Source organism: Pseudomonas sp. GZD-222 (assembly GCF_049310525.1).
Taxonomy (GTDB): domain Bacteria; phylum Pseudomonadota; class Gammaproteobacteria; order Pseudomonadales; family Pseudomonadaceae; genus Aquipseudomonas.
Genome location: NZ_JBMOWO010000038.1, coordinates 1 through 22390 on the forward strand (window position 1 = coordinate 1; position 22390 = coordinate 22390).

Genomic DNA, 22390 nt, shown 5'->3' on the forward strand with positions numbered 1-22390 from the left:
TTTTGTGCCGGGTGGCGGCGGCGGTTGGTTGGTAGCGAACGTGTGGACCCCCCCCGCTCCCACGGCCCGGCTGTCGAGCGTTCACCCACCCAATGGCGAAACAGCGGCTCGGCCAGAAACAGCACGAACAGCAAGCGCATCACCTGCAGCGCCGTCACCAAAGGTACGGATAACTGCAAGGTTTCGGCGGTCAGGCTCATTTCCGCGATGCCACCAGGCATCATGCCCAGGGTAAGCGAGCGCAGGTCCAGTTGCGTCAGGTGGCTCAAGATCCAGGCCGCAGCACCCGCAATCAACATGCTCAGGGCAGTGGCAATCAAGGTGCGACCCAGGAAGGACGGCGCCCGGCGAAAGAACGCCCGATTGAAATGACAGCCCAGCCCACTGCCGATCAACCATTGGCCGATCTGGCTGGCGCCGTCCGGCAAGGCGATGCGCAAATCGCCACCGACGCTGACGACAGCGGCGATCAGCAAGGGCCCGAACAACCAGGGATTGGGCTGCTTCAGTCGCTGCCATAGCCATGCCATGGCAATCCCCAACGGACAGATCAGTGCCAGCCATCCCCAACTGACACTGCCGGCGTGGGTGATTGCCACACCGTCACCCAGCAGGTACTTGAACAGCGCCGGCACACACAGCACCACCGCCAGCACCCGCAAGCTCTGTGCGGCAGCGACCTGACTGAGCACCGCGCCGTTACGTGCACCGAGGTTGACCATCTCTCCCGAGCCACCCGGCATGCTGGAAAAAAACGCGGTAGCGCGGTCTTCACCGGTACGGCGCAACAGCCAGATGCCGACGACGCTGGACACGCTGGTGATCAACGCACCGCAGAAAATCAGGCCGAAATTGCTCGCCACCTGCTCGACCACAGCCGGGGTGAAGTGCAGGCCGATGCCAATGCCGATAATCCACTGACCGCATTTACGCCCGCCCGGGATCTCGCTCAGTTGCCAGGGTGTCAGGCAGCGTACGAGGATGATCGCCAGTAACGAGCCGACCATCCATGGCAAAGGCCAGCCGACCTGGCTGGCGAGAAACCCGCCTGCCAGGCCGACCAGCCCTGTGGCCCAGAACAGCTGTGAAGGCCGCTCAGACATCGGCCAGGGCGCGGCGCTGGAGGCTGCGTTTGCGCCAGATGCGCAGCAGCGGCAACAGCAGCATGGTGATGGTCAGACCCCAGACACTCAAAGTGATCGGGCTGGACCAGAGGATCTCCAGGGCACCGTTGGAGATCGACAGCGCACGGCGCAGGTTCTGCTCCATCAAACCGCCGAGAATGAACCCGAGCAGGATTGGCGACAGCGGGAAATCCAGCTTGCGCAGGATGTAGCCGAAGATACCGATACCGATCATCAGGAACAGGTCGAAGGTGGTGGCATGCACGGCATAGACGCCGATCGCGGTGATGATCGCAATCACCGGTACCAGTGCCCAGTTCGGTACCGCAAGAATGCGGGTGAACACACGAATCATCGGGATGTTGAGGATCACCAGCATGATGTTGGCGATGAACAGCGAGGCGATCAGGCCCCAGACGATATCCGGCTGCTGTTCGAACAGCATCGGGCCCGGGGTGATGTTGTACAGCGACAGGGCGCCGATCATTACCGCAGTGGTTCCCGATCCCGGCACACCGAGGGTCAGCATCGGCACCAGGGCACCGCAGGCTTCGGCACCGATGGCAGTTTCCGGGGCGGCGAGACCGCGTTTGTCGCCCTGGCCGAATTTACCGCTGGGGCCGGCGATGCGTTTTTCGGTCATGTAGGCTACGGCACTGGCCAGGGTTGCACCGGCACCGGGCAGCACGCCCATGATGAAACCGAGGACACCGCAGCGCAGGTTGACCACGAAGACCGAGGCGGCTTCCTTGAAGTTGAACAACATGCGTCCAGTGGCTTTCACCGCGACGTGGCCGTGGTGGGTCTTTTCCAGCAGCAGGAGGATTTCGCTGATCGAGAACAGGCCCAGCACCAGCACCACGAACTGGATACCGTCTGCCAGATGCACGCTGTCGCCCGTGAAGCGGTAGACGCCGCTGTTGGCGTCGATGCCGACGCTGGAGAGGAACAAGCCGATCAGTGCTGCGATGAAGGTTTTCAGTGGTCGGTCACCGGCCATGCCGCCGAGGCAGACGATGGCAAAGACCATCAGCACGAAGTATTCCGCGGGCCCGAAGGCTATCGCCCATTTCGCCAGAATCGGGGCGAACAGCACCATGCCGCAGGTGGCGATGAATGCACCAATGAACGAGCTCCAGGCTGACAACGACAGCGCCACGCCCGCCAGGCCCTGGCGTGCCATGGGGTAGCCGTCGAGGGTGGTCATGACCGTAGAGGCTTCACCGGGAATGTTGAGCAGGATCGAGCTGATTCGCCCGCCGTATTCGCACCCCAGGTACACCGCGGCCAACAGGATCAGTGCCGACTCCGGTGGCAGGCCGAGGGCGAAGGCGATGGGGATCAGCAAGGCCACGCCATTGATCGGGCCCAGGCCCGGTAACAGGCCAACGATGGTGCCGATGAGGGTACCGGACAGGGCGGTGACCAGGTTGTAGGGGGTCAGGGCGACGCCGAAGCCCTGGCTCAGATAACTGAGGGTATCCATGTCAATTCTCCAGAACGTCGAGCAGGCCGAGGGGCAGAGGGACATCCATGACGCGGTCGAACAACCAGTACAGGAACAGGGTCAACAGGCTGATGATCACCACGCTGGGCACCCAGCGCCCACCGTACAACCGGGCCATGGGCACACCGATCAGGATGCCGCTGACAATGAAACCGAGGGGTTCGAAGGTGGCGGCGAACACCAGCAGCAGGCCCACGCACAGGGCGATTTTGTTCAGGGTTTCGCGGTCGAGTTCAGGTTCATCGTCCTTGCGTACGATGGGGGTCGGACGGAACACCAGGTACAAGAGACCGGTGGCCATCAGCCCGAGCATTAACAAGGGGTAGGCCCGTGGGCCAACTGGTTCATAGGAAATCGCTGCCTGGTAGGGCCAGGCCATTACCGTCAGGGCGGCGCAGAGCGCCAGTAGAAACAGGGCAAAGACGCGTTGCAGGATCATCGGGGAATCCTCTTTTCGCGGGGCAAGCCCGCTCCCACAGGTTGGTGCCGTGTCAGTGGGAGCGGGCTTGTCCCGCGATGCTGTTCGAAAGGGAAGAGGCTTACTGAATCAGCCCGAATTCCTTGGCCAGGGCCTTGTAGTCAGCCACCTGTTTCTTCACGTAGGTGTCCAGCTCTGCACCGGTCATGGCAAAGGGGAACAGTTCGCGCTGGTCGCGCAACTTGGCGAATTCTTCCGAGGCCAGCAGCTTGTCGAACGATTCTTTCCACCAGTTGTACTGTTCATCGGTGACTTTCGGCCCCACATAGAAGCCGCGTACCACTGGCCAAACGATGTCGTAACCCTGTTCTTTGGCGGTAGGAATATTCTTCATTGACGGCTCGTCCAGACGCTTTTCAGCGAACACTGCCAGCAGGCGCATGTCACCACTCTGGATGTGCGGCATGGAGTCGGAGATGTCGGTACTGCCCACCTGGATATGCCCACCCAGCAATGCCGTGGCAATTTCGCCACCGCCTTCGAGGGCGACATAACGCAGGTCGCGCGGGTTGATGCCGGCGGCCTTGGCGATCAGTGCGGTCTGCATCCAGTCCTGGCTGCCGACGGTGCCGCCGGAGCCGATGACCACTTTGCTCGGGTCTTTTTTCAGCGCGGCAACCAGGTCATCAAGGGTCTTGTAGGGCGAGTCGTTTTTCACTGCGATGGCGCCATAGCTGGTGCCAACCGCCGCCAGCCAGCGCACGGCGTTTTCGTCGAAACGGCCGAACTTGCCCTGGGCCAGGTTGAGCAGCGAGCCACTCGACCAGGCCACCAGGGTCCCGGCGTCGGCCGGGCGCTGGGCGACCACGGCGTTGTAGGCGACCGCGCCGACGCCGCCAGGCATGTAAGTCACGCGCATGGGTTTACTGAGCAGCTTCTCGTTGACCAGGGCGCTTTGCACCAGCTTGCAGGTCAGGTCGAAGCCGCCGCCGGGGGAGGCGGGGGCAATGCATTCAGGACGTTTTGGTTCGGCTGCCAGGGCTTGGCCGGCAAGCATCAGGCAGGCGGTGGCAAGGGCAATGCGGCGCAGTGAAAAGGTCATCGTCTATCTCCGTGAGCATTATTGTTATCGGGGATTACCACAATGCAAGGCTGTAGCTCACCAGCAGTCGCACCTCGTCCGCGTCGCGGGCGAAGTTCGAGCGGAAGGTGGCGTTGCGCAGGCGCACGGCGACGTTTTTCAGGGCGCCACTTTGCACCACATACTTGAACTCGGTGTTGCGTTCCCATTCCTTGCCTTCACCGCCATTGGCCAGGCTGACATTATCGCCGCTGATGTAGCGGGTCATGAAGGTCAGGCCGGGAATTCCCAGTTTGGCGAAGTCATAGTCATAGCGGGCTTGCCAGGAACGCTCGTCAGCACCGGCGAAGTCGTTGATCTGGACGAAGTTGACCAGGTACGGGTCGGCACCGTCGACGTAAGGGAAGGCGGTGTCACCCGACAGGTGCTGGTAACCGGCGCTGAACTTGTGGCCGATGATGCCGTAGCTGAGCATGCCGTTCAGCGCGGTGTTGTCGATGTTGCCGCCGCGGGCCTGGCCCTGGTCGTCGCTGAACGCCATGCGCAGGTCGGCGCCGAAGGTACCGGGACCCCACGGTTGGGTGGCGAGCATGCCGACAAAGTGCTGGCGATAGACATCATCGAGCTGTGCCCAGTGGTAGCTGCCGGTGATCTTGTCGGTGAACTTGTAGTCGAGGCCGGCCATGTCGAAATGGTTGCCGGCTACGGTGCCGAGAAAGCGGCTGTTCTTGTTGTTGAGGGCGATGTCCTGATTGTCGGTGCTGTCGCGGTCCTTGGCTTTCTCCAGGCGTCCACCGGTGAACGTCAGGTTCTTGATTTCGCCGGAGGTCAGCAGGCCGCCTTCAAAGGTCTGCGGCAGGATGCGACCGTCGTTGGGCTGCAGGGTCGGCAGTTCCGGGATCAGGGTGCCGACTTTCAGTTCGGTGGCCGAGATCTTCACCTTGCCGGTCAGGCCGAGCTTGGAATACTCGTCGGCGGCGCGGCCATCATCGTGAGTGGGCAGTAGACCGCTACCGGTACGATCGGGGCTGGAGTCGAGCTTGATACCGAGCATCCCCAGCGCATCCAGGCCAAAGCCCACAGTGCCGTCGGTATAGCCAGACTCGAAGTTGAGCATGAAGCCCTGGGCCCACTCGTCACGCTTGGACTGTTGAGCGCTGGTGCCGTCGCGAAAGTCGCGGTTGAAATACATGTTGCGGGTTTCGAAGGTCGCCTTGCTGTCTTCAAAGAAGGCGGCCTGGCTCAGTGGAGCAACGCCGGCAAGGGCGAGGGCACTGGCAACTGCGGACTGGCGGGAAGGCAAACGGCGGGTGGGCGCGAACGCCTGTGGCTGCGTAGACAGCATCGTCGAGTAACTCCGTTATTGTTCTTATTAGTTCGAGCCTGAAGGCTCGGTTGTACGGCAAGCAGAGTGAGCCGTGAGTGGATGCTAGGGCTTTAACCTTTCGCTAACCTTTCAATAGTTTTTCATTGTTACCAAGGCTTCACAGGCGGGCTGTCGGCTGTACACTCCGCGCCATTGACCGCGACGCGACCGGGGAGAAAACGATGCGTGTGCTGCTCGTCGAAGACCATCTGCAGCTGGCTGAGAGCGTGGCCCAGGCCCTCAAGAGCACCGGCCTTACGGTGGATGTACTGCACGATGGCGTGGCCGCCGACCTGGCCCTGGCCAGCGAGGAATATGCCGTGGTAGTGCTCGATGTGGGCTTGCCGCGCATGGATGGTTTCGAGGTACTGGCGCGCCTGCGCGCCCGTGGCAAGACGGTGCCGGTGCTGATGCTGACCGCCCGCAGTGACGTCAAGGATCGGGTGCACGGCCTGAACCTGGGCGCTGACGACTACCTGGCCAAGCCATTCGAACTGACCGAGCTTGAAGCGCGGGTCAAGGCCCTGTTGCGCCGCAGCGTACTCGGTGGTGAGCGCCAGCAACGTTGTGGGCCGCTGGTCTACGACCTCGATACCCGACGTTTCACCCTCGGTGATGAGCTGCTGACCCTGACCTCCCGTGAGCAGGCCGTGCTCGAAGCGCTGATCGCCCGTCCGGGACGGGTGATGAGCAAGGAGCAGGTGGCCGCCCAGGTGTTTGGCCTGGATGAAGAAGCCAGTGCTGATGCCATCGAGATCTATATCCATCGCCTGCGCAAGAAACTCGATGGCCATGCCGTGGCTATTGTCACCTTCAGGGGGCTCGGCTACCTGCTCGAGCATCGCGATGCGTGACATCGGCAGCCTGCGCGGGCGGCTGGTATGGAACCTGGCCCTGCTGCTGGTGGTGTTGATGCTGGCCAGCGGTATGAGCGCCTACTGGAACGGTCGTGAAGCCGCCGACACCGCCTACGACCGCACCTTGCTGGCCTCGGCGCGGACCATTGCCGCCGGCTTGTCCCAGCGTGACGGCACCCTCAGCGCCGATGTGCCCTATGTGGCCCTGGACACCTTTGCCTACGACAGCGCCGGGCGCATCTATTACCAGGTCAATGACATTCACCAACGGCTGATTTCCGGCTACGAAAATTTGCCCGCACCACCGCCGGGTACGCCGCGCACCGATGACTACCCGGCCCTGGCGCGCTTCTACGACGCGCGCTACCTGGGGCAGGACGTACGCGTGGTCAGCCTGCTCAAGGCCGTTTCCGAGCCGAACATGAACGGCATGGCCGAGATCCGCGTCGCCGAAACCGAAGAGGCGCGAGTGCGCATGGCTCGTAGCCTGATGGCCGATACCCTGTTGCGCCTTGGCATGCTGGCAATTGGTGCGCTGATGCTCGTGTGGTTTGCCGTAAGCGCTGCGTTGCGGCCGCTGGAGCGCTTGCGCAGTGCCGTGGAAGAGCGCCAGCCCGACGACCTGCGGGCCTTGCCGCTGGTCGAGGTGCAGCGCGAACTGAGCCCGCTGGTGCGCGCGCTGAACCACTTTACCGAGCGCCTGCGCGGTCAGTTCGAGCGTCAGGCACAATTCATTGCCGAGGCCGCCCATGAACTGCGTACGCCCTTGGCAGCCCTCAAGGCCAGGGTCGAACTGGGGCTGCGCTCGAATGAGCCGCAGGTGTGGCGCGACACCCTGGAATCTGCGGCCCAGGGTACCGACCGCCTGACGCACCTGGCCAACCAATTGTTATCCCTGGCACGGGTCGAAAACGGCGCGCGGGCCATTGCTGAAGGGGGCGCGCAATTGCTCGACCTGAGCCAGCTGGCTCGTGAACTGGGCATGGCCATGGCACCGTTGGCCTATGCCCGAGGTGTGGCGTTGGCGCTGGAGGCGCAAGCGCCTGTGTATGTGCGTGGCGAGCCGACTTTGCTCAACGAATTGCTCAGCAACCTGGTCGACAACGCGTTGGCTCACACGCCCGAAGGTGGCAATGTGATTTTGCGGGTCTATGCGCCAGGCGTGCTTGAAGTCGAGGACGATGGCCCGGGTATTCCCGAGAATGAGCGCGAGCGAGTCTTCGAGCGTTTTTATCGGCGTAGTGCCCAGGGTACTGGCCTGGGGCTGGCGATTGTCGGCGAGATCTGCCGCGCACACCTGGCACAGATCAGTCTGCACGACGGTGAGCGGGGCGGCTTGAAAGTGCGGGTCAGCTTTACCGTCGATTAACGAAACATCGAGCGGGCGTAGAGCAGGTCACTGGCGACCAGTTCAGTGCCGGTAGGCAGCCCGAGGTGACGGTAAGCAGGCAGTGCCGCCAATGGCCGCGCCTTGCTGCTGCCCGCGCTCAGGGCCCGGGCGATCTGGACGATGTCGACGTAGTCGATGCGGTCGCTGCAGCGGTCCAGATCCAGAACCTGTCCAGGCAGTTTCACCAGTTGTTCGGGAAACTCCCAGCTACTGAGAATCTTGTCACCCAGTACCGGGTGAATCTGGTCGATCACATAGTTCAGGCACACAGGATCGGAGAGCAGCTCGTTGTGCTCTTCGGCATAGATCAGAATCGGCAGGACGCCAATCTGGTGAACCAGGCCTGCGAGGGCGCCCTGGTCGGGCTTGAGCTGGGTGTAGCGCAAACTGAGTTCATAACTGATTCCCGCCACTTCCAGGCTGGTTGCCCAGATTTCGCGCATCTTCTTTTCCACCACCTCGGAGCGGGCATGGAAAATCTGCTCGATCACCAGGCCGACGGCCAGGTTGCAGCTGTAGTTGATGCCAAGGCGGGTGACAGCGGTCTGCAGGTCGGTGACCTCGACCGTGGCGCGCAGCAGCGGGCTGTTCACCACCTTGATCAAGCGGGCCGACAGGGCAGCGTCACGGCCGATGACCTTGCTCAGGGCGCTGACACTGATCTCGGTGTCTTCGGCGGCCTCGCGGATGCTCAAGGCGACCTCCGGCAAGGTCGGCAGCACCAGGTCATCGTTTTTGATGGCGGCCAGCAGGTGGTCCCGGATTTTCTCGGCCATCTTGTTCATGGTGATTCTCTACCGCAATTGAAGAGTGCCTGGCCCGCAACAGGCGGGCAGGGCAGGTTCAGCGCTGGATTTCGCGATCGCGATCCAGTTCGTAAGGAAGTGTCAGCAGTTCAAGGCGCGGCCCGTCAGGGCTTCCCAGGTGCAGGTTGTTATCTTCCACGGCATCGGCGGTCAACACCGCCAGTAACTCGCTGCCTGTTGCGCTACGTGCAGCCAGCACCACTTCACCCACTGAGGAGTTGTGGGTCGGCGAGAAGATCTCGGTGCCTGGCTCGGGCAATAGGTCACCCGCCACTGCCAGCCGGTACTGGCGACGCTTGAGTTTGCCCAGGTACTGCATGCGCGCGACGATTTCCTGGCCGGTGTAGCAGCCTTTCTTGAAGCTGACGCCACCAACGGCCTGCAGGTTGATCATCTGCGGGATGAACAGTTCACGGGTCTGGGCCATGACCTGGCCAATACCGGCGCGGATTTGTCCGAGCAGCCAGTCATTGAGATCAGCCTGCGGCAGTTTTTCGGCCAACTGCTCCTTTACCTGTTGTGCCTGTGCAGCGGGTACCCACAGTTCGATGCGGCCGGGAGACACGGTAATAGCAATCAGCCCATTGTGGCGTGTGATGCCGTCAATTTGCCCCGGTACTTCCAGACCCAACGCCTGCAGCGCCGATTCCCCACCTTGCAAGCCATAGCGCGCCCAGGCATCGCTGTCATCGGTCAGCTTGGCCTTGGAGAACACCGCGTACTTTTTCAAATCGGCAAGTTGCGGCTCGAGCAGTTCGCGGGTCATGGCCAGGAGGAAACCGTCGGCCTCTGGCAGGATGCGAAAGCTCGACTGCATGCGGCCTTTGACCATGCAACGAGCGCCCAGGCTGCTGGTGCTGTCGTTGAGGTAATTGATGTTGCAGGACAGTTGGCCTTGCAGGAACTTGCCGGCGTCCGAGCCGCGGACGGCGAGGATGCCTTCGTGGGAGAGGGTGCAGAAAAAAGCGGAATCGGCCATGGGATATCGCAGGGTAGTAAGACTGAGGGCCATGATAGAGCGCTGTCGGCAAAATAGGTAGTTGAGTGCGTCCCTCTGTCATTATTTGCTCACATGTCCGGACCAACGTCTCGTGTCCCTGGGGCGCTGGCTCTGTATACTGGCGGCCTATTTAGGAGGGCTCCATGGTCGAACAAACTGAACTCAATCGGCTCTTTTGGCACAGCCGCCGCGGCATGCTTGAGCTCGATGTACTGCTGGTCCCGTTCAGCGCGGAGGTCTACCCAACCCTGAGCGAGGCCGATCGCGAGCTGTACAAGCGCCTGCTGAGCTGCGAAGACCAGGATATGTTCGGCTGGTTCATGGAGCGCAGCGAGTCTGAAGACCCGGAGCTGCAGCGCATGGTTCGGATCATTCTGGACCGTGTCCAGCCCAAGTGAGCGGTTCGAGTGTCGCTGGCAAGGCTCAAGGAGTTTGCTGGCGGCCTACCTGGTCAGCTTGCTGCTGGCCTTGCTGGCGCTTAGCCTGTTGCAGCTTCCCTGGTGGCTGCGAGTAGCTGGCGTTGTCCTTTGCCTCTTGCATGCCGGCTGGATGATTCCCCGGCGTATTCTGCTCAGCCATCCCCAGGCTGTCAGCGGACTGCGTCGTGACCGTGACGGTTGGCATCTGTTCAGCCGTGCCCAGGGGTGGCAAAAGGTGCAGCTACGTCCTGACAGCCTGGCCTTGCCGGGCCTGGTCGTGCTGCGTTATCGCCGCCAAGGTTGGTATTGCAATCAGGGCTTGTGCATTGCCCATGACGCGCTGGAGCCGGTGCAACACCGACGCCTGCGCGTGCGCCTGAAGTTCAGTCGACGTAGGTGGGCGGCTGCAGAATAGTGTCGCGGGCCTCGGCAAGCATGCCTGGGTAGTCGAGGGTGTAGTGCAGGCCCCGGCTTTCCTTGCGCTGCATGGCGCAGCGGATCATCAGCTCGGCCACCTGGGCCAGGTTGCGCAGTTCGATCAGGTCGCGGCTGACCTTGTAGTTACTGTAGAACTCGTCGATCTCGTCGAGCAGCAGGCGCACCCGGTGCTCGGCACGTTGCAGGCGCTTGTTGGTGCGCACGATGCCTACGTAGTCCCACATGAAGCGCCGCAACTCGTCCCAGTTGTGCGCAATGATCACGTCTTCGTCCGAATCGGTAACCTGGCTGGCATCCCAGCAAGGCAGGGCCCGCGGCATGCTCACCTGGTCCAGGTGCGACTCGATATCAATGGCTGCGGAACGGCCATACACGAAGCATTCGAGCAGTGAGTTGCTAGCCATGCGGTTGGCGCCATGCAGGCCGGTGAAGCTGGTTTCGCCAATTGCATACAGGCCGGGCACATCCGTATGGCCATTGTCGTCGACCATGACACCGCCACAAGTGTAATGCGCGGCAGGCACTACCGGGATCGGCTGGCGGGTGATGTCGATGCCGAACGTCAGGCAGCGTTCGTATACAGTGGGGAAGTGGCTTTTGATGAAATCTTCGGGTTTGTGGCTGATGTCCAGATAGACGCAGTCCACGCCCAGACGTTTCATTTCATGGTCGATGGCGCGGGCCACGATGTCACGGGGTGCCAGTTCTTCGCGGGGGTCGAAGCGCGGCATGAAGCGCTCGCCGTTGGGCAGCCGCAGCAATGCGCCTTCGCCGCGCAGGGCCTCGGTCACCAGAAAACTCTTGGCTTGCGGGTGATACAGGCAGGTGGGGTGGAACTGGTTGAACTCCAGGTTGGCTACCCGGCAGCCGGCACGCCAGGCCATGGCGATCCCGTCGCCACAGGCACCATCCGGATTGCTGGTGTACAGATAGACCTTGGCGGCACCGCCGGTGGCGAGCACGGTGAATCGCGCACCATAAGTGTCGACTTCACCGGTGTTGCGGTTGAGCACGTAGGCGCCCAGGCAGCGATCGCCGTCCAGGCCCAGGCGGCGCTCGGTGATCAGGTCAACGGCGACCCGCTGCTCGAGCAGCTCGATATTCGGTCGTTGGCGTGCCTGAGCCAGTAGCGTGGTGAAAATCGCCGCACCGGTGGCATCGGCAGCATGAATGATGCGCCGATGGCTATGGCCGCCTTCGCGGGTCAGGTGAAACTCGAAACCGCCGTCGTCGACACTGGCGTGTTCGTCGCGGGTAAAGGGCACGCCCTGGTCGATCAGCCACTGAATGGACTCGCGGCTGTGCTCGACGGTGAAGCGCACAGCGTCTTCATGACACAAACCGCCACCGGCGTTGAGGGTGTCCTCGACGTGGGACTGCACCGTGTCGGTGTCATCCAGCACTGCGGCAACCCCGCCCTGGGCCCAGTAGGTTGAGCCATTGGCGAGATCGCCCTTGCTGAGCACGGCAATGCGCAGGTGGCCAGGAAGGTTCAGCGCCAGGCTCAGACCGGCGGCACCGCTGCCGACCACGAGGACATCATGTTGGAGTTGTTGGCTCATGTCAGGACACTAGTATCTGAAGGGGGGGATCGGCACAATAGTCAGGCGCTTATGGCATTGTGAAACTATCGTGAATCTGGACCGGTTGCCTTTATAGCAGCCCCAAGGCCCTGATTTCCAATGGCGCTTGCATGGGCCAGGTAGCTTGCTGTGGGAACTTTCCACGCTGTGTGGATATCCATAGAAGGTTGCCCGCACACAATAATGCCGCGGCGACGCATGGCAGTAGCCCATAATCAAGGTACTGTCGGCGTATTCGAGACCCGATTATCGACGCAGCCGGCCATGACCGCGCTGCGTTTTTCGTGCGAGCCGACCAAGGGCCGCAGGAAACTTGCTTGGAGGGGAGAACTTTTGCGAAAAGCCCGAGTCTATGGTTGCAAGCCTGAACGATGCTTCTCGCAACGCTCCTTCAAGTTCACTGAGGAGTGTTCATGCTAACCCAGGAAGAGGATCAGCAGCTTGTCGAGCGCGTGCAGCGTGGCGACAGGCGAGCGTTCGATCTGTTGGTGCTGAAGTATCAGCACAAGATTCTCGGGTTGATCGTGCGTTTTGTACACGACACCCATGAGGCCCAGGATGTGGCGCAGGAAGCTTTCATCAAGGCTTACCGGGCGCTTGGCAATTTTCGCGGAGACAGTGCCTTCTATACCTGGCTGTACCGCATTGCCATCAACACGGCAAAAAACTATCTGGTGTCCCGCGGTCGGCGGCCACCGGACAGCGATGTAAGTTCCGAGGATGCGGAATTTTACGACGGCGATCATGGCCTCAAGGATCTGGAGTCCCCCGAGCGTGCGTTGTTGCGAGATGAGATCGAAGGCACCGTCCATCGGACCATTCAGCAACTGCCAGAAGATTTGCGTACGGCGTTAACTTTACGTGAATTCGATGGTCTGAGTTACGAGGACATTGCGAGTGTCATGCAATGTCCGGTGGGTACCGTGCGCTCTCGAATCTTCCGCGCTCGGGAGGCCATAGACAAAGCCCTGCAGCCGTTGTTGCAGGAAACCTGAGACAGCGGCGACAGCCAAGAGAGGAACCGCCATGAGTCGTGAAGCTTTGCAGGAATCGCTGTCCGCGGTGATGGATAACGAAGCGGACGAACTGGAATTACGTCGGGTGTTGAACGCCGTCGATGATGCCGAAACCCGTGCCACCTGGTCGCGTTATCAGGTCGCCCGTGCAGCCATGCACAAGGAACTGGTGTTGCCACGGCTGGATATCGCTTCGGCCGTATCTGCCGCCCTGGCCGATGAAGCCGCGCCTGCCAAGGTCGCTCGCGGCCCATGGCGCAGCCTTGGCCGCCTGGCCGTCGCAGCATCGGTGACTGTCGCGGTGCTGGCCGGTGTACGTCTGTACAACCAGGACGATATCAGTGGCGCCCAGCTGGCTGCCCAGCAACCTGCCCAGCAGGGTGTGATCGTGCCACAAGTTCAAGGCCCTGCCGTGCTGGCAGGCTATAGTGAAAATGCAGAACAGCCAGGGCCGATGGCCAATGGCGTGCTGCAAGGGCAATCCGGCTGGCACGACCAGCGTCTGCCCGGCTATCTGCGCCAGCATGCTCAGGAAGCAGCCCTCAAAGGTACCGAGAGCGCTCTGCCTTATGCCCGTGCGGCTAGCCTGGAAAACCGTTAAGTAAGGAGGATCATGCGCGCGCTACCTCTCATACCGCTGTTGCTGGGTGGCTGGCTGATACTGCCGGCCCATGCGGCCAACTCCTCCACGGATGCGGTCGACGAGCTCAAGAAGCTGGCACAGGCCGAGCAGCAGCAGAGTTATCAGGGTACATTCGTTTACGAGCGTAACGGCAGCTTCTCCACCCACGATATCTGGCATCGCGTCCAGAATGGCAAGGTCAGCGAGCGGCTACTGCAGCTCGATGGCTCGGCCCAGGAAGTCGTGCGTGTCGACGGGCGCACCCAGTGCGTAAGCGGGGCCCTGGTGTCTGGTGTGAACAACACGCCGGAATCCACAGCGCGAGTGCTTGATCCTCTGAAGTTGATGAGCTGGTACGACCTCAAGGTTGCCGGCCAGTCCCGGGTTGCGGATCGCCAAGCGAAAATCGTCACGCTGACGCCTCGCGATCAGCACCGTTATGCCTTCGAACTGCATCTGGATAAACAGACCGGCCTGCCGCTCAAGTCGCTGATGCTCGATGACAAGGGTCGATTGCTGGAACGCTTCCAGTTCACCCGTCTGGACACCGGCGTGCCGAGCGACGACGATCTGCAGGCTGGCGAGCAGTGCAAGCCGGTAGGCCAAGTGGCTGCCCGGGCCGCACAGCCGGTCACCGGCTGGCGTTCGGACTGGTTGCCACCAGGCTTTGAACTGGTCGACAGCTCGATTGGTAAAGATCCGCAGGGCAAGAATGCGGTCAACCGCATGATGTTCGATGATGGTCTGGCGCGTTTTTCCGTTTTTGTCGAGGCTCTGGACGGTGGCTCGGCGGCGGATATCCGTACGCAACTGGGGCCGACTGTGGCAGTCTCACGACGCCTGACCACGCCCAAGGGCGAAGTGATGGTCACCGTCGTTGGTGAAATCCCTATCGGCACCGCCGAACGGATAGCCTTATCCATGCGAACTCAGGACACCCAGGCGCAAAAATGAACAGCAGATACCGTGCTGACCAGGCGAGGATTGCTTGGCTGACATGATTGGCAAGCTTTGTAGTTTGCAAAAAACTCAGAATTTTTCTATAGGTCAGTCCTTTCGGGGTCTGGCCTTTCCTGCTTATGCAGGACCCTACTGCTAACCACGCTCGATGTGACGGGAGCCGTATGTCTATACCACGCTTGAAAACCTACCTATCGTTGTTCGCCGCCGTGCTCATGCTCGGTCAGGTGGCCACCGCTGCCCAGGCCGAAGCCCTGCCGGACTTCACCACCCTGGTCGAGCAGGCCTCGCCTGCGGTGGTGAACATCAGTACCAAGCAGAAGCTGCCGGATCGCAAGTATGCGGCCGGTCAGATGCCGGACCTCGAAGGCTTGCCACCGATGTTCCGCGAGTTCTTCGAGCGCAACATGCCGCAGCAACCACGATCCCCACGTGGTGACCGCCAGCGTGAAGCGCAGTCGCTGGGTTCGGGCTTCATCATTTCCAACGACGGTTACATCCTCACCAATAACCATGTAGTAGCCGACGCCGACGAGATCATCGTCCGTCTGTCCGACCGCAGCGAGCTGCAAGCCAAGGTGGTTGGTACCGACCCGCGTACCGACGTGGCACTGCTGAAGGTCGATGGCAAGGATCTCCCAACCGTCAAGCTGGGCGACTCCGAGAAGCTCAAAGTGGGTGAATGGGTACTGGCCATCGGCTCGCCCTTCGGGTTCGATCATTCGGTGACCAAAGGCATCGTCAGCGCCAAGGGCCGTACCCTGCCGAACGACACCTATGTGCCGTTCATCCAGACCGACGTGGCGATCAACCCGGGCAACTCCGGTGGCCCGCTGTTCAACATGAATGGTGAAGTGGTGGGTATCAACTCGCAGATCTTCACCCGTTCGGGCGGTTTCATGGGCCTGTCGTTCGCGATCCCGATCGACGTCGCGCTGGATGTCTCCAACCAGCTGAAGAAAGACGGCAAGGTCAGCCGCGGCTGGCTGGGCGTGGTGATCCAGGAAGTCAACAAGGACCTGGCTGAATCCTTCGGTCTGGACAAGCCGGCCGGTGCGCTGGTGGCCCAGGTGCTGGAAGACGGTCCGGCGGCCAAGGGTGGCTTGCAGGTAGGTGACGTGATCCTGAGCATGAACGGCCAGCCGATCGTCATGTCTGCCGACCTGCCGCACCTGGTCGGCAGCCTGAAAGATGGCGCCAAGGCCAAACTGGATATCATCCGCAATGGCAAGCGCCAGAACCTGGATGTCACCGTCGGCGCGCTGCCTGACGACGACGCTGAAATCGCTGCCAGCGCCAACGGCGGCGTCGAGCGCAGCAGCAATCGTCTCGGTGTGTCGGTTGCCGACCTGACCGATGAGCAGAAGAAGACCCTGGAGCTCAAAGGCGGTGTGGTCATCAAGGAAGTCCAGGACGGCCCGGCTGCCATGATCGGCCTGCGTCCAGGTGATGTCATCAGTCACTTGAACAACCAGGCGATCCTCTCGGCCAAGCAGTTCACCGAGATTGCCAAGGAACTGCCGAAGAACCGTTCGGTGTCGATGCGCGTGCTGCGTCAGGGACGTGCAAGCTTCATCACCTTCAAACTGGCGGAATAAGCCTGCTTGAGCAGGAAAGGGCAGCCACGGCTGCCCTTTTTTGTGTCCTGAGCAAATTGCACGGGAAATGCTCCATACGGCCGATGTGTCCACAGTTCACGTGACGCCAACGTCAGGCTTCAGGTACAATTCCCGGCTATTTTTCGGTGGGCGTCCGGCCCGCAGCCTTTTTGAGTGTTGATCCGTGAGTGATTTGAGTCATATCCGCAATTTCTCCATCATCGCCCACATTGACCATGGCAAGTCGACCCTGGCGGACCGTTTCATCCAGATGTGCGGTGGTCTGACCGCCCGTGAGATGGAAGCCCAGGTACTCGATTCCATGGATCTGGAGCGTGAGCGCGGTATTACCATCAAGGCCCACAGCGTCACCCTGCATTACAAGGCGCAGGACGGCAAAACCTACCAGCTGAACTTCATTGACACCCCGGGTCACGTCGACTTCACCTATGAAGTCAGCCGTTCCCTGGCTGCGTGCGAAGGCGCATTGCTGGTGGTTGATGCTGGCCAGGGCGTTGAGGCCCAGTCGGTCGCCAACTGCTACACCGCTATCGAGCAGGGCCTTGAGGTCATGCCGGTACTGAACAAGATGGACCTGCCCCAGGCCGATCCGGACAAGGTCAAGGACGAGATCGAGAAGATCATCGGTATCGATGCCACCGACGCCGTGGCGTGCAGCGCCAAGAGCGGCATGGGCGTGGACGAGGTGCTCGAGCGCCTGGTGCACACCATCCCGGCCCCGACCGGTGACATCGAGGCTCCCCTGCAGGCACTGATCATCGACTCCTGGTTCGACAACTACCTGGGCGTTGTCTCCCTGGTGCGCGTGCGTCATGGCCGTGTGAAGAAGGGCGACAAGATCCTGGTCAAGTCCACCGGTAAAGTCCACCTGGTCGACAGCGTCGGTGTATTCACCCCGAAACACACCCAGACCGCAGACCTGAAAGCCGGTGAAGTAGGCTTCATCATTGCCAGCATCAAGGACATTCATGGTGCTCCGGTGGGTGACACCCTGACCCTGAGCACCACGCCTGAAGTCGACGTGCTGCCCGGTTTCAAACGTATCCAGCCACAGGTTTATGCCGGTCTGTTCCCGGTCAGTTCCGATGATTTCGAAGATTTTCGTGATGCATTGCAGAAACTGACCCTGAACGATTCGTCGCTGCAGTACCTGCCGGAAAGCTCCGACGCACTGGGCTTCGGTTTCCGTTGCGGCTTCCTGGGCATGCTGCACATGGAAATCATCCAGGAGCGCCTGGAGCGCGAGTACGACCTGGACCTGATCACCACGGCGCCAAGCGTAATCTTCGAGGTCAAGCTCAAGACCGGCGAGACCATCTACGTCGATAACCCGTCGAAACTGCCGGACGTATCGTCGGTAGAGGACTTCCGCGAGCCAATCGTCGCCGCGACCATCCTCGTGCCTCAAGAGCACCTGGGCAACGTCATTACTCTGTGCATCGAGAAGCGTGGCGTACAGCGCGACATGCAGTTCCTCGGTTCGCAGGTGCAAGTGCGCTACGACCTGCCGATGAACGAAGTGGTACTGGACTTCTTCGACCGCCTGAAGTCCACCAGCCGCGGCTATGCTTCGCTGGACTACCATTTCGACCGTTACCAGTCGGCCAACCTGGTCAAGCTCGATGTACTGATCAACGGTGACAAGGTCGACGCCCTGGCGCTGATCGTGCACCGCGACAATGCGCACTACAAGGGCCGCGCATTGACTGAGAAGATGAAGGAACTGATTCCTCGGCAGATGTTCGATGTGGCAATCCAGGCCGCCATTGGCGGGCAGATTGTGGCGCGAACCACTGTCAAGGCGCTCAGAAAGAACGTACTGGCCAAATGCTACGGTGGTGACGTAAGCCGTAAGCGCAAGCTGTTGGAAAAGCAGAAAGCCGGTAAGAAACGCATGAAACAGGTCGGTAACGTGGAAATTCCACAAGAAGCCTTCCTCGCCGTGCTCAGGTTGGAATAATTAGGTCCTATGTCGCTAAATTTCCCGCTTTTGCTAGTCATCGCCGTTGCTGTCTGCGGCCTGTTGGCCTTGGTCGATCTGCTGTTCCTGGCGCCACGCCGGCGTTCGGCGATCGCCAACTATCAGGGCAGCGTCAGCCAGCCCGAGATGGCAGTGGTCGAGCAGTTGAACAAGGAGCCGTTGCTGGTTGAGTACGGCAAGTCGTTCTTCCCGGTACTGTTCATTGTCCTGGTGTTGCGGTCGTTCCTGGTCGAGCCTTTCCAGATTCCTTCGGGATCGATGAAGCCGACCCTGGAAGTGGGCGACTTCATCCTGGTGAACAAGTTCTCCTACGGGATTCGTCTTCCGGTGCTCGACAAAAAGGTCATCGAAGTCGGTGACCCGCAGCGCGGCGACGTGATGGTGTTCCGCTATCCGAGCGACCCGAACGTCAACTACATCAAGCGTGTGGTTGGCTTGCCGGGCGACCAGATCCGCTACACCAGCGACAAGAAGCTGTTCGTCAACGGTCAGCCAATTGCCGAGCAGTTGGTCGGTACCGAGCCGGGCACCTTGGGCAGCGCCGAGTTGTACAAGGAAAAGCTGGGAGAAGCCGAGCACCTGATCCGCAAGGAGATGAGCCGTTATCGCATGCCGCCTGACCAGCAATGGACAGTCCCGGCCGGCCACTACTTCATGATGGGCGACAACCGCGACAACTCCAACGACAGCCGCTACTGGGATGACCCCAATATTCCCAAGGCGCTGCATGGCATGGTCCCGGACCAGAACATCGTCGGCAAGGCCTTCGCGGTCTGGATGAGCTGGCCAGAGCCCAAGCTCAGCCACTTCCCGAACCTTTCGCGGGTCGGTCTGATCAAGTAACACCACAACGGCGCTGTCCTGGGACAGCGCCGAATGCATTTCTGGCATAGGCTGTGTTCAGAGGGATCTGCGAATCCACCTGCACTGCCGGCACCAGTGGGCATGAGCCAAAATAGTCTTTCAGGATGTTGATTTGAACAAAGCGTTGAATATCGACCACGAACTGCGCGTGGGTACACTGTGAGCGTTTCTTTGAGCCGCCTCGAGCGCCAGCTCGGTTACACCTTCAAGAACCAGGAGCTGATGCTGCTGGCCCTGACGCACCGCAGTTTTGCCGGGCGCAATAACGAACGCCTCGAGTTTCTCGGCGATGCGATCCTCAACTTCGTTGCTGGCGAAGCGCTGTTCGAGCGCTTTCCCCAGGCCCGTGAAGGCCAGTTGTCGCGCTTGCGCGCACGCCTGGTCAAGGGTGAGACCCTGGCGGTGCTGGCCCGTGGTTTCGACCTGGGCGAGTACCTGCGTCTGGGCTCCGGAGAACTGAAAAGCGGTGGTTTTCGCCGCGAATCGATCCTGGCCGACGCCCTCGAGGCGTTGATCGGCGCGATCTACCTGGATTCGGACATGCAGACCGCGCGCGAGCGTGTGCTGGCCTGGCTGACCGGTGAGTTCGAGAGTCTGACCCTGGTCGATACCAACAAGGACCCGAAAACCCGTCTGCAGGAATTTCTGCAGTCGCGGGCCTGCGACCTGCCGCGTTACGAAGTGGTGGATATTCAAGGTGAACCCCATTGCCGGACGTTTTTCGTCGAATGCGAAGTGACCCTTTTGACTGAAAAAAGCCGAGGGCAGGGCGTCAGCCGGCGTATCGCCGAGCAAGTAGCGGCCGCCGCAGCACTGATCGCCCTGGGCGTGGAGAATGGCAATGACTGATACGAATACTACCCGCTGCGGCTATGTTGCCATTGTCGGCCGCCCGAACGTCGGCAAGTCGACCCTGCTCAACCACATCCTCGGCCAGAAGCTGGCGATCACCTCGCGCAAGCCGCAGACCACTCGCCACAATATGCTCGGGATCAAGACCGAGGGTGATATCCAGGCGATCTACGTCGATACCCCGGGTATGCACAAGAGCAACGAAAAGGCGCTCAACCGCTACATGAACAAAACCGCCTCGGCTGCCCTGAAGGACGTCGACGTGGTGATTTTCGTGGTCGACCGCACCAAGTGGACCGATGAGGACCAACTGGTGCTGGAGCGTGTGCAGTACGTGCAGGGCCCGGTAATCCTGGCGATCAACAAGACCGACCGGATCGAAGAGAAAGCCGAGTTGATCCCGCACCTGCAATGGCTGCAGGAGCAACTGCCGAACGCCGAGATCGTGCCGATCTCCGCACAGCAGGGGCACAACCTCGAAGCCCTGGAAGGCCTGATTGCCAAGCACCTGCCGGAAAACGATCACTTCTTCCCGGAAGACCAGATCACCGACCGCAGCAGCCGCTTCCTGGCCGCTGAACTGGTGCGTGAAAAGATCATGCGTCAATTGGGTGCGGAGCTGCCGTACCAGATCACCGTGGAAATCGAAGAGTTCAAGCAGCAGGGCAAGATCCTGCACATCCATGCACTGATCCTGGTCGAGCGTGACGGCCAGAAGAAGATCATCATTGGCGACAAGGGCGAGCGCATCAAGCGTATCGGTTCCGAGGCGCGCAAGGACATGGAAGTGCTGTTCGACGCCAAGGTCATGCTCAACCTCTGGGTCAAGGTCAAAGGCGGCTGGTCCGATGACGAACGCGCTTTGCGTTCGCTGGGCTACGGCGACCTCTGATCGCATCAGGCCCGGCAGCGTCCGCTGTCGGGTCGAACCTCTTCTGAAGCGCTACTCATGGAACTGCCAGTTGGCCAACCGGCCTATGTGCTGCACAGCCGGGCCTACCGTGAAACCAGTGCGCTGGTGGACTTCCTCACCCCGCAAGGGCGCCTGCGCGCAGTGTTACGCCGTGCCCGTGGCAAAGGCGGTAGCCAGGCCCGGCCTTTCGTTCCTCTTGAAGTCGAGTTTCGCGGTCGCGGCGAGCTCAAGACAGTCGGCCGTCTGGACAGTGTCGGCGTGGCCGCCTGGCTCATCGGCGATGCCTTGTTCAGTGGCCTGTACCTCAATGAACTGCTGATTCGCTTGTTGCCCGCCGAGGACCCGAATCCGCTGGTGTTCGAGCACTACGCGGCCACCTTGCAGGCGCTGGCTGCCGGGCGCCCGCTGGAACCGCTGCTGCGGGCCTTCGAGTGGCGGTTGCTGGATCAACTGGGTTATGGCTTTGCCCTGGACCAGGACATCAACGGTGAGCCGCTGGTCGTCGATGGTCTCTACCGCCTGCAGGTGGATGCCGGGCTTGAGCGGGTTTACTTGCTGCAGCCCGGTTTGTTCCGCGGCGACGAGCTCGCGGCCATGGCGCAAGCTGACTGGAATGTCCCCGGCGCCTTGAGTGCAGCCAAGCGTTTGATGCGCCAGGCGCTGGCCGTGCACCTGGGCGGACGGCCACTGGTCAGTCGGGAACTGTTTCGCAAGCGCTGAGCACGTCGTATGCTGTCAGGCTCAATCTTCAGGAGAGCCTCTTCGTGACTCAAAGCAACCGCATGCTCCTCGGCGTGAACATCGACCACGTGGCGACCCTGCGCCAGGCGCGTGGCACGCGCTACCCCGATCCGGTCAAGGCCGCGCTGGACGCCGAAGAGGCGGGCGCCGACGGCATCACTGTGCACCTGCGCGAAGACCGCCGGCATATCCAGGAACGCGATGTGCTGGTGCTCAAGGACGTGCTGCAGACGCGCATGAACTTCGAAATGGGCGTTACCGAAGAAATGATGCTGTTTGCCGAGCGTATTCGCCCGGCGCACATCTGCCTGGTCCCGGAAACGCGCCAGGAGCTGACCACCGAAGGCGGCCTGGACGTGGCCGGTCAGGAAGCGCGGATCAAGGCGGCAGTCGAGCGCCTGTCGCGCATGGGCTCGGAAGTATCGCTGTTCATCGATGCCGACGAGCGCCAGATCGAAGCCTCGCGTCGTGTCGGTGCGCCGGCAATCGAACTGCACACCGGTCGTTATGCCGATGCCGAAACCCCGACGGATGTTGCTGAAGAGCTCAAGCGCGTTGCTGACGGCGTGGCGTTTGGCTTGGCTCAGGGGCTGATCGTCAACGCCGGTCATGGCCTGCATTATCACAACGTTGAAGCCGTTGCCGCGATCAAGGGCATCAACGAACTGAACATTGGTCACGCGCTGGTGGCACATGCGCTGTTTGTCGGCTTCAAGTCGGCAGTGGCGGAGATGAAGGCCCTGATCATGGCGGCAAGCCGGCCTTGAAAACATCGCGGGGGAAGAACAACCCCCCCCAGTTGGGAGGGTCTGCTCCCTCCTTCCATCCCCTCC

The 22390-nt window shown here is 61.1% G+C and carries 22 protein-coding genes; 14 read left to right on the plus strand and 8 right to left on the minus strand.

Annotated features, from left to right (window positions below; translation table 11 throughout):
* The 5 genes from ACO6VD_RS06710 to ACO6VD_RS06730 all read right to left on the minus strand — a co-directional run.
* A partial coding sequence (locus ACO6VD_RS06710; protein ID WP_422417844.1) for an AbrB family transcriptional regulator occupies positions 1 to 1103 on the minus strand: 1103 nt, incomplete at its 3' end.
* On the minus strand, positions 1096 to 2610 hold the full coding sequence (locus ACO6VD_RS06715) for a tripartite tricarboxylate transporter permease (RefSeq protein ID WP_422417846.1): 1515 nt from the start codon (positions 2608 to 2610) through the stop codon (positions 1096 to 1098). The genes ACO6VD_RS06710 and ACO6VD_RS06715, both read right to left, overlap by 8 nt.
* A 1-nt stretch (position 2611) precedes the next feature.
* Positions 2612 to 3070: a tripartite tricarboxylate transporter TctB family protein gene (locus tag ACO6VD_RS06720; RefSeq protein ID WP_422417848.1), complete on the minus strand. Its 459-nt coding sequence runs from the start codon at positions 3068 to 3070 to the stop codon at positions 2612 to 2614.
* A gap of 100 nt (positions 3071 to 3170) precedes the next feature.
* The gene (locus tag ACO6VD_RS06725) at positions 3171 to 4151 is read right to left on the minus strand and encodes a Bug family tripartite tricarboxylate transporter substrate binding protein (RefSeq protein ID WP_422417850.1); all 981 of its coding nucleotides are present in this window, start codon (positions 4149 to 4151) and stop codon (positions 3171 to 3173) included.
* Positions 4152 to 4185: 34 nt separating this feature from the next.
* Positions 4186 to 5475, minus strand: a complete 1290-nt coding sequence (locus tag ACO6VD_RS06730; protein WP_422417852.1) for an OprD family porin — start codon at positions 5473 to 5475, stop codon at positions 4186 to 4188.
* A 203-nt stretch (positions 5476 to 5678) separates the two neighbouring features.
* Between ACO6VD_RS06730 and ACO6VD_RS06735 the strand changes: the two genes are divergently transcribed.
* Together ACO6VD_RS06735 and ACO6VD_RS06740 are read left to right on the plus strand one after the other, a co-directional pair.
* Positions 5679 to 6350, plus strand: a complete 672-nt coding sequence (locus tag ACO6VD_RS06735) for a response regulator (RefSeq protein ID WP_422417854.1) — start codon at positions 5679 to 5681, stop codon at positions 6348 to 6350.
* Positions 6343 to 7722, plus strand: coding sequence for a sensor histidine kinase (locus tag ACO6VD_RS06740; protein WP_422417856.1), 1380 nt, complete (start codon positions 6343 to 6345; stop codon positions 7720 to 7722). Before ACO6VD_RS06735 ends, ACO6VD_RS06740 begins: the two co-directional genes overlap by 8 nt.
* On the opposite strand, the gene ACO6VD_RS06745 is transcribed toward ACO6VD_RS06740, so the two are convergent.
* Positions 7719 to 8528, minus strand: a complete 810-nt coding sequence (locus ACO6VD_RS06745; RefSeq protein ID WP_422417858.1) for an HDOD domain-containing protein — start codon at positions 8526 to 8528, stop codon at positions 7719 to 7721. The two genes, ACO6VD_RS06740 and ACO6VD_RS06745, sit on opposite strands and share 4 nt — an antisense overlap.
* A gap of 58 nt (positions 8529 to 8586) precedes the next feature.
* Positions 8587 to 9528, minus strand: coding sequence for a YgfZ/GcvT domain-containing protein (locus ACO6VD_RS06750; protein WP_422417860.1), 942 nt, complete (start codon positions 9526 to 9528; stop codon positions 8587 to 8589).
* 164 nt (positions 9529 to 9692) lie between these two features.
* Between ACO6VD_RS06750 and ACO6VD_RS06755 the strand changes: the two genes are divergently transcribed.
* Complete coding sequence (locus tag ACO6VD_RS06755) at positions 9693 to 9947, plus strand: succinate dehydrogenase assembly factor 2 (RefSeq protein WP_038607607.1); 255 nt, start codon at positions 9693 to 9695, stop codon at positions 9945 to 9947.
* Positions 9931 to 10383, plus strand: coding sequence for a protein YgfX (locus tag ACO6VD_RS06760; protein ID WP_422417862.1), 453 nt, complete (start codon positions 9931 to 9933; stop codon positions 10381 to 10383). Before ACO6VD_RS06755 ends, ACO6VD_RS06760 begins: the two co-directional genes overlap by 17 nt.
* Here ACO6VD_RS06760 and nadB read toward each other — a convergent pair.
* On the minus strand, positions 10352 to 11968 hold the full coding sequence (nadB, locus tag ACO6VD_RS06765; protein ID WP_422417864.1) for an L-aspartate oxidase: 1617 nt from the start codon (positions 11966 to 11968) through the stop codon (positions 10352 to 10354). The two genes, ACO6VD_RS06760 and nadB, sit on opposite strands and share 32 nt — an antisense overlap.
* A 434-nt stretch (positions 11969 to 12402) precedes the next feature.
* Here nadB and rpoE point away from each other — a divergent pair, with 434 nt between their 5' ends.
* From rpoE to pdxJ, 10 genes are all read left to right on the plus strand, one after another.
* Positions 12403 to 12984, plus strand: coding sequence for an RNA polymerase sigma factor RpoE (rpoE, locus tag ACO6VD_RS06770; protein ID WP_010220971.1), 582 nt, complete (start codon positions 12403 to 12405; stop codon positions 12982 to 12984).
* A 31-nt stretch (positions 12985 to 13015) separates the two neighbouring features.
* Positions 13016 to 13606 carry an RseA family anti-sigma factor gene (locus ACO6VD_RS06775; protein ID WP_422417866.1) on the plus strand — a complete coding sequence of 197 codons (591 nt, stop codon included), beginning with the start codon at positions 13016 to 13018 and terminating at the stop codon, positions 13604 to 13606.
* 12 nt (positions 13607 to 13618) lie between these two features.
* A complete protein-coding gene (locus ACO6VD_RS06780; protein ID WP_422417868.1) occupies positions 13619 to 14581 on the plus strand; it encodes a MucB/RseB C-terminal domain-containing protein in 963 nt (320 codons plus the stop codon).
* A 221-nt stretch (positions 14582 to 14802) separates the two neighbouring features.
* Complete coding sequence (locus ACO6VD_RS06785; protein WP_422417877.1) at positions 14803 to 16185, plus strand: DegQ family serine endoprotease; 1383 nt, start codon at positions 14803 to 14805, stop codon at positions 16183 to 16185.
* Positions 16186 to 16369: 184 nt separating this feature from the next.
* Positions 16370 to 18166 carry a translation elongation factor 4 gene (gene lepA, locus ACO6VD_RS06790; RefSeq protein ID WP_422417870.1) on the plus strand — a complete coding sequence of 599 codons (1797 nt, stop codon included), beginning with the start codon at positions 16370 to 16372 and terminating at the stop codon, positions 18164 to 18166.
* 9 nt (positions 18167 to 18175) lie between these two features.
* A complete protein-coding gene (lepB, locus tag ACO6VD_RS06795) occupies positions 18176 to 19030 on the plus strand; it encodes a signal peptidase I (RefSeq protein WP_422417872.1) in 855 nt (284 codons plus the stop codon).
* Between the two features lie 180 nt (positions 19031 to 19210).
* A complete protein-coding gene (gene rnc, locus ACO6VD_RS06800; protein WP_045185653.1) occupies positions 19211 to 19900 on the plus strand; it encodes a ribonuclease III in 690 nt (229 codons plus the stop codon).
* Entirely contained in the window at positions 19893 to 20795 is a 903-nt protein-coding gene (gene era / locus ACO6VD_RS06805) for a GTPase Era (protein ID WP_038607646.1), read from the plus strand. The genes rnc and era overlap by 8 nt, the downstream gene beginning before the upstream one ends.
* Positions 20796 to 20852: 57 nt before the next feature.
* Entirely contained in the window at positions 20853 to 21536 is a 684-nt protein-coding gene (gene recO, locus ACO6VD_RS06810; protein ID WP_422417875.1) for a DNA repair protein RecO, read from the plus strand.
* Positions 21537 to 21598: 62 nt separating this feature from the next.
* Positions 21599 to 22324, plus strand: a complete 726-nt coding sequence (gene pdxJ, locus ACO6VD_RS06815) for a pyridoxine 5'-phosphate synthase (RefSeq protein WP_422417879.1) — start codon at positions 21599 to 21601, stop codon at positions 22322 to 22324.
* Positions 22325 to 22390 lie beyond the last annotated feature (66 nt).

Bases quoted from the DNA above. Each gene is read 5' to 3' on its own strand.
- ACO6VD_RS06785 (WP_422417877.1), top strand. From the start codon at position 14,803: ATGCTCGGTCAGGTGGCCACCGCTGCCCAGGCCGAAGCCCTGCCGGAC.
- era (WP_038607646.1), top strand. From the start codon at position 19,893: ATGACTGATACGAATACTACCCGCTGCGGCTATGTTGCCATTGTCGGC.
- lepB (WP_422417872.1), top strand. From the start codon at position 18,176: ATGTCGCTAAATTTCCCGCTTTTGCTAGTCATCGCCGTTGCTGTCTGC.
- rpoE (WP_010220971.1), top strand. From the start codon at position 12,403: ATGCTAACCCAGGAAGAGGATCAGCAGCTTGTCGAGCGCGTGCAGCGT.
- ACO6VD_RS06715 (WP_422417846.1), bottom strand. From the start codon at position 2,610: ATGGATACCCTCAGTTATCTGAGCCAGGGCTTCGGCGTCGCCCTGACC.
- ACO6VD_RS06740 (WP_422417856.1), top strand. From the start codon at position 6,343: ATGCGTGACATCGGCAGCCTGCGCGGGCGGCTGGTATGGAACCTGGCC.
- recO (WP_422417875.1), top strand. From the start codon at position 20,853: ATGGAACTGCCAGTTGGCCAACCGGCCTATGTGCTGCACAGCCGGGCC.
- ACO6VD_RS06720 (WP_422417848.1), bottom strand. From the start codon at position 3,070: ATGATCCTGCAACGCGTCTTTGCCCTGTTTCTACTGGCGCTCTGCGCC.
- ACO6VD_RS06755 (WP_038607607.1), top strand. From the start codon at position 9,693: ATGGTCGAACAAACTGAACTCAATCGGCTCTTTTGGCACAGCCGCCGC.
- ACO6VD_RS06725 (WP_422417850.1), bottom strand. From the start codon at position 4,151: ATGACCTTTTCACTGCGCCGCATTGCCCTTGCCACCGCCTGCCTGATG.
- ACO6VD_RS06745 (WP_422417858.1), bottom strand. From the start codon at position 8,528: ATGAACAAGATGGCCGAGAAAATCCGGGACCACCTGCTGGCCGCCATC.
- nadB (WP_422417864.1), bottom strand. From the start codon at position 11,968: ATGAGCCAACAACTCCAACATGATGTCCTCGTGGTCGGCAGCGGTGCC.
- ACO6VD_RS06750 (WP_422417860.1), bottom strand. From the start codon at position 9,528: ATGGCCGATTCCGCTTTTTTCTGCACCCTCTCCCACGAAGGCATCCTC.
- ACO6VD_RS06730 (WP_422417852.1), bottom strand. From the start codon at position 5,475: ATGCTGTCTACGCAGCCACAGGCGTTCGCGCCCACCCGCCGTTTGCCT.
- ACO6VD_RS06775 (WP_422417866.1), top strand. From the start codon at position 13,016: ATGAGTCGTGAAGCTTTGCAGGAATCGCTGTCCGCGGTGATGGATAAC.
- pdxJ (WP_422417879.1), top strand. From the start codon at position 21,599: ATGCTCCTCGGCGTGAACATCGACCACGTGGCGACCCTGCGCCAGGCG.
- ACO6VD_RS06735 (WP_422417854.1), top strand. From the start codon at position 5,679: ATGCGTGTGCTGCTCGTCGAAGACCATCTGCAGCTGGCTGAGAGCGTG.
- ACO6VD_RS06780 (WP_422417868.1), top strand. From the start codon at position 13,619: ATGCGCGCGCTACCTCTCATACCGCTGTTGCTGGGTGGCTGGCTGATA.